This window comes from Pseudomonas oleovorans subsp. oleovorans (genome assembly GCF_002197815.1).
GTDB classification, from domain to species: domain Bacteria; phylum Pseudomonadota; class Gammaproteobacteria; order Pseudomonadales; family Pseudomonadaceae; genus Aquipseudomonas; species Aquipseudomonas oleovorans.
Window position 1 is genome coordinate 26,162 of the sequence record NZ_NIUB01000051.1, and the last position, 6,000, is coordinate 32,161.

Annotated in this window: 4 protein-coding genes and 2 pseudogenes; 5 read left to right on the forward strand and 1 reads right to left on the reverse strand. The window is 64.3% G+C overall.

What is annotated here, in order from left to right; genetic code table 11:
• Positions 1 to 48: 48 nt before the first annotated feature.
• Positions 49 to 522 (reverse strand): MarR family winged helix-turn-helix transcriptional regulator, encoded by a 474-nt coding sequence (locus tag PSOLE_RS21335; RefSeq protein WP_074860129.1) that lies wholly within the window; start codon positions 520 to 522, stop codon positions 49 to 51.
• Positions 523 to 630: 108 nt separating this feature from the next.
• On the opposite strand from PSOLE_RS21335, the gene PSOLE_RS21340 reads away from it, so the two are divergent.
• The 5 genes and pseudogenes from PSOLE_RS21340 to PSOLE_RS23985 form a co-directional block, all read left to right on the forward strand.
• Positions 631 to 2,400, forward strand: coding sequence for an N-acetylglutaminylglutamine amidotransferase (locus PSOLE_RS21340; protein ID WP_074860131.1), 1,770 nt, complete (start codon positions 631 to 633; stop codon positions 2,398 to 2,400).
• A 130-nt stretch (positions 2,401 to 2,530) separates the two neighbouring features.
• Positions 2,531 to 4,270 carry an N-acetylglutaminylglutamine synthetase gene (gene ngg / locus PSOLE_RS21345; protein WP_074860134.1) on the forward strand — a complete coding sequence of 580 codons (1,740 nt, stop codon included), beginning with the start codon at positions 2,531 to 2,533 and terminating at the stop codon, positions 4,268 to 4,270.
• Between the two features lie 62 nt (positions 4,271 to 4,332).
• Positions 4,333 to 5,532, forward strand: a complete 1,200-nt coding sequence (locus PSOLE_RS21350; RefSeq protein ID WP_074860136.1) for an osmoprotectant NAGGN system M42 family peptidase — start codon at positions 4,333 to 4,335, stop codon at positions 5,530 to 5,532.
• A gap of 256 nt (positions 5,533 to 5,788) precedes the next feature.
• A pseudogene (locus PSOLE_RS25240) lies at positions 5,789 to 5,872 on the forward strand (hypothetical protein); the annotation flags it as partial.
• 3 nt (positions 5,873 to 5,875) lie between these two features.
• Positions 5,876 to 6,000 (forward strand): annotated as a pseudogene (locus PSOLE_RS23985) (IS1595 family transposase); the annotation flags it as partial.

Consider the following 6,000-nt stretch of genomic DNA (forward strand, 5'->3'; position numbering starts at 1 on the left):
GGGGCTCCTACGAAAGGCCGGTTTGGCAACCTAGGGTCATCGCCCAGCTCATTCCATCTCGCCGCACAGCTCGGCCGCTCTCAATAGCGCCGCTGTCAGGCTGTGGCGCTCCCAGTCGGCCAGCGCGGCAAAACGCTGGTTGAATTCCGGTGGCATCAACGAAGGTGCTTGCTGGATCAGCTCACGGCCCGCATCGCTGATCAACAGCCACTGGCGGCGGCGATCCTGATCATCGCGCTGGCGCTGCAACAGGCCACGCTCTTCCAGGCGATCGAGCATGCCGGACAGCGTCGCCGCCGTCAGGCTGACGCGGCTGCTGAGCACGCTGGCGGTCAGGCGCGCTTCACTGGCCAGCACCTGCAGGATCATCAACTGCATGGGTGTCAGCCCACCGAAGCGGCCCAGGCGCTTGGCGTGCACCTCCCCCGCCTGCTGCAAGCGCCGCAGCGCCTGAAACAGGGGCATCTCGAAGGCCATGACAGATGACAAATCTATTTCAACAGGAACTTTTTTATCGCTCATAAGCACCAATTAATGACAACCAAAACTTTGACATGAAAGCATTATTTTGTTTTGGTGTAAAAGGCTCGACCACGAGCCACTCCCCAACGGCAACACCGGTAAGGAACTATGTGCGGAATAGCTGGAGAACTTCGTTTTGATCGACGCCCCGCGGACCTGGCGGCAGTCGAACGCATCACCCACCACCTGGCCCCTCGCGGACCCGACGCCCATGGCTTTCATAGTCAGGGTCCCATCGCCCTAGGCCATCGCCGGCTGAAGATCATGGATCTGGCCGAAGCCTCGGGCCAGCCGATGATCGACAGCGATCTCGGCCTGTCCATGGTGTTCAACGGCGCCATCTATAACTACCCCGAGCTGCGTGCCGAGCTGGAAGCGCTGGGCTATCGCTTCTTCTCCGGCGGTGACACCGAAGTGCTGCTCAAGGGCTATCACGCCTGGGGCGAAAAGCTGCTGCCCAAGCTCAATGGCATGTTCGCTTTCGCCGTCTGGGAACGTGACAAGCAAAGCCTGTTCATCGCCCGCGACCGCCTCGGCGTCAAACCGCTGTATCTGTCCCGTACTGGCGAGCGCCTGCGCTTCGCCTCGTCGCTGCCAGCCCTGCTGCAGGGTGGCGACATCGCCAAGACGCTGGATGCCGTCGCCCTCAACCACTATTTGAACTTCCATGCCGTGGTACCCGCGCCGCGCACCATCCTGGCGGGCGTGGAGAAACTGCCGCCAGCCACCTGGATGCGTGTCGATGCCGACGGCAAGGTTGAGCAGCACACCTGGTGGACGCTGCAGTTCGGCCCGCAAGGCGAGGAAGTGAATTACGGTTTTGACGATTGGCGCGACCGCACACTGCAAACCATGCGCGAAGCGGTGGAGATTCGTCAGCGCGCGGCGGTCGACGTCGGCGTGCTGCTCTCCGGAGGCGTTGATTCGAGCATGCTGGTCGGCCTGCTGCGCGAAGCCGGTGTGGAGAACCTGCTGACCTTCTCCATCGGTTTTCAGGATGCCGGCGGCGAACGTGGCGACGAATTCCAGTATTCGGACCTGATCGCCCAGCATTTCGGCACCCGCCATCATCAATTGCGCATTGGCGAGCACGAGATTCTCGAGCAGTTGCCGCAGGCCTTCCGCGCCATGAGCGAGCCGATGGTCAGCCATGACTGCATCGCCTTCTACCTGCTCTCGCGCGAAGTCGCCAAGCACTGCAAGGTGGTGCAGAGCGGCCAGGGCGCTGACGAACTGTTCGCCGGCTACCACTGGTATCCGCAAGTCGATGGCGCCAAGGATGCTTTCGCCGCCTACCGCGCGGCTTTCTTCGACCGCGAGCACGACGAATACGCGGCCTGCGTGCAGCCTGCCTGGCTGACCGGCGACATGGCCGGCGAGTTCGTCCGCGAGCATTTCGCCATGCCTGGCGCAGACGCCGCGGTGGACAAGGCGCTGCGCCTGGACAGCACGGTGATGCTGGTCGATGACCCGGTCAAGCGCGTGGACAACATGACCATGGCCTGGGGTCTGGAGGCGCGCACGCCGTTTCTCGACTACCGCGTGGCCGAGCTGTCGGCGCGCATTCCCGCGCAGTTCAAGCTGCCGGAAGGCGGCAAGTACGTGCTCAAGGAAGCCGCGCGCAAGGTCATCCCCAGCGAGGTGATCGACCGCCCCAAAGGCTACTTCCCCGTGCCAGGGCTCAAGCATCTGGAGGGCGCCACCCTCGGCTGGGTGCGCGACCTGCTGCTCGACCCCAGCCAGGATCGCGGCCTGTTCAACCCGACCATGCTCGATCAGTTGCTGACCAACCCGCAGAGCCAGCTCACGCCGCTGCGCGGGTCCAAGCTGTGGCAGCTTGCGGCGCTCAACCTGTGGCTGAGCGAACAGGGTCTGTAACTCAAATGGAGCGGCCATTTGGCCGCTCCTGCGGGATCAATGGTCGTAGCCCGGTAAAGCCGGGATTTGCCGCGACTCAATGACGATCCGGCCAAGACCGGACGTAATGAACACGGACAGGGATTATTCCATGCGCTCCACTGCCTTCAACCAACGCCTGCTGCGAGGTCAGACACCCTCCTACGAGCGTCTGCAGGCCCGCCTGGCCGAGGATCACAGCAGCCAACCCAGTCAGCCACAAGCCATTCATTGCGGCTGGGGTCGCCTGCTGATCGGCCATACCTACCCCGACGCCACTGTCCTGGCCGAATCCCTGCTGGACGAACAGCCCGGTGAACGTGACATCGCCCTGTACGTGGCGGCCCCGCACCAGGTGCTGGCGCATGCACCGCAGCAACTGTTTCTCGACCCCTCCGACACGCTGCGCCTGTGGTTCACCGACTACCGCCCGGCGCGCCGTAGCTTCCGTGGCTTTCGTATTCGCCGGGCGCAGAACGATGCCGACTGGCAGGCCATCAACTGCCTGTACCAGACCCGCGGCATGCTGCCGATCGACCCGGCCAAGCTCACACCTTACAACGAGGGCGGCCCGACCTACTGGCTGGCCGAGGACGAAGACAGCGGCGCGGTGATCGGCAGTGTCATGGGCCTTAACCACCAGCGCGCCTTCCGTGACCCGGAAAACGGCAGCAGCCTGTGGTGCCTGGCGGTCGACCCGCACTGCAGCCGACCCGGTGTCGGCGAGGTACTGGTGCGTCACCTAATCGAGCACGGCATGAGCCGTGGCCTGAGCTACCTCGACCTGTCGGTGCTGCACGACAACCAGCAGGCCAAGAAGCTCTACGCCAAGCTCGGCTTCCGCGAGTTGCAGACCTTCAGCCTCAAGCGCAAGAACGGCATCAACCAGCCGCTGTTCCTCGGCCCCGGCCCGCAGGCCGAGCTCAACCCCTATGCGCGCATCATCGTCGACGAGGCCCTGCGCCGCGGCATCGAAGTGCAGGTGGATGACGCCGAGGCCGGGCTGTTCACCCTCAGTCACGGCGGCCGACGCATCCGCTGCCGCGAATCGCTGTGCGACCTGACCAGCGCCGTGAGCATGACCCTGTGCCAGGACAAGCGCCTGCCCCATCGCACCCTGTCGCGGGCCGGTCTCGGCGTGCCGGCACAATGCCTGGCCGGCAGCGCCGAGGACAACGCCACTTTTCTCGCCGAGCATGGCTCGGTCGTGGTCAAACCAGTCGATGGCGAGCAAGGCCAGGGCGTGGCCGTGGATCTGCGTACGCCGGGCGAGGTGCAGGAAGCCATCGAACGCGCCCGCGTGTTCGATCAGCGCGTACTGCTGGAGAGTTATCACGAAGGTCACGACCTGCGCGTACTGGTAATCGGCTACGAAGTGGTGGCCGCGGCTATCCGCCGTCCGGCCGAGATCATTGGTGATGGCCGCCACAGCATTGGCCAGCTGATCGATGCCCAGAGCCGTCGCCGCCAGGCCGCCACCGACGGCGAAAGCCGCATTCCCAAGGACGCCGAAACCCTGCGCACCCTGCATGGCGCCGGCCTCGACTACGACAGTGTGCTGCCCGCCGGCGAGCGCCTGGCCGTGCGCAAGACCGCCAACCTGCATACCGGCGGCACTCTGGAAGACGTCACCGCGATCCTCCATCCGACCCTGCGCGACGCCGCCATCAAGGCCGCGCGCGCCCTGGAAATCCCCGTGGTCGGCCTCGACCTGCTGGTGCCCGCCGCTGATCAGCCGGAGTACGTATTCATCGAAGCCAACGAGCGCGCCGGCCTGGCCAACCATGAGCCGCAGCCGACCGCCGAGCGCTTCGTCGACCTGCTGTTCCCGCTCAGCCAGGTATCGAGCTGACCACTCTCCCCCGGCCCTCTCCCGCACAGGGAGAGGGGAAACCCGAATGCCGAGGAGCTTGCATGCAACAACTACCCGAACCCGATCTCGACTACATGCAGAAGGTGCTGCTGGAGATGCTTGCCATCCCCAGCCCCACCGGTTTCACCGACACCATCGTGCGCTACGTCGCCGAACGTCTCGAAGAGCTGGAAATCCCCTTCGAGCTGACCCGCCGCGGCACCATTCGCGCCACCCTGCGTGGGCGCCAGAGCGAGTACGAACGTTTCGATCGCGCCGTATCCGTGCATCTCGACACCATTGGCGCCATCGTCCGCGAGATCAAGGACAACGGCCGCCTGGGCCTGGCGCCGGTGGGTTGCTGGTCGAGCCGCTTCGCCGAAGGCAGCCGTGTCAGCCTGTTCACCGACAACGGCGTGATTCGCGGCAGCGTGCTGCCACTGATGGCCTCGGGGCACGCCTTCAACACCGCCGTCGACACCATGCCAGTGAGCTGGGATCACGTTGAACTGCGCCTGGACGCCTACTGCGCCACCCGCGCTGATTGTGATTCGCTGGGTGTTTGCGTCGGTGATTTCGTCGCCTTCGATCCGCTACCGGAGTTTTCCGAGAGCGGCCATATCAGTGCCCGCCACCTCGATGACAAGGCCGGCGTCGCCGCCCTGCTGGCGTCACTCAAGGCGATTCGTGATCACGGCCTGCAACCGATGATCGACTGCCATCCGCTATTCACCATCACCGAGGAGGTGGGTTCCGGCGCCGCCGCCGCCCTGCCCTGGGACGTCAGCGAGTTCGTCGGCATTGATATCGCCCCGGTCGCACCAGGCCAGCAGTCCAGCGAGCACGCCGTCAGCGTGGCCATGCAGGATTCCGGCGGCCCCTACGACTATCACCTGTCGCGCCAGTTGCTGCGCCTGGCAGCTGAATATGAGGTACCGGTTCGCCGCGACCTGTTCCGTTACTACCACAGCGACGCACAGTCAGCAGTCACCGCCGGCCATGACATCCGCACCGCGCTGTTGGCCTTCGGCTGCGACGCCACCCATGGCTACGAGCGTACCCATATCGACAGCCTCAAGGCCCTCAGCCGCCTGCTCACTGCCTACATGATGAGCCCGCCGGTGTTCGCCAGCGATGCGCAACCGGCACAGGGTTCGCTGGAGCGCTTCAGCCACCAGCTGGAGCATGACGCTCAGATGGAAAGCGATACCCGTGTACCACCAGTGGATAGCCTGCTCGGGCAACGCGAACAGGATGCTTGAAGGCCATCGGCCATAAAGGCAAAGTGACACACAGGACAGGGGGGGAACACAGGTTCCCCCCCTGACGTGTTCTGCCCCTTGCGGCAGCCACCCGGCACGCTAAAAGCCGCCCACGCGCAGGGTCACCAGAGGTTCACGGATGCCTCGTTTCTGTCTGGCTTTTCTGCTTTTCTGCCTGATCGGCCAAGCTGGGCATTACAGCCCGTGGTGCTGGACAGTCAGGAGCAGCGCCTGTCGCTGACACCCTACCTGGGCAAGCTGGAACATCCTCGCCAGCCTGACCGTTTCGCTGGTGTCGCTGATCCTCCTGCTGACCGGTCTTTACGTCTGGCGCCAAGGCGGCGGACTGTCTGCCGAGCAAATTCCTGTGCTGGTGGTAAGAGATCGCAGTGGTCAGCAGGCAGACTTCAAGTTGGAAAAGCTGGATGCACAGCACATAGGGGAGCGGCTACGCCCGCTGATAGACGC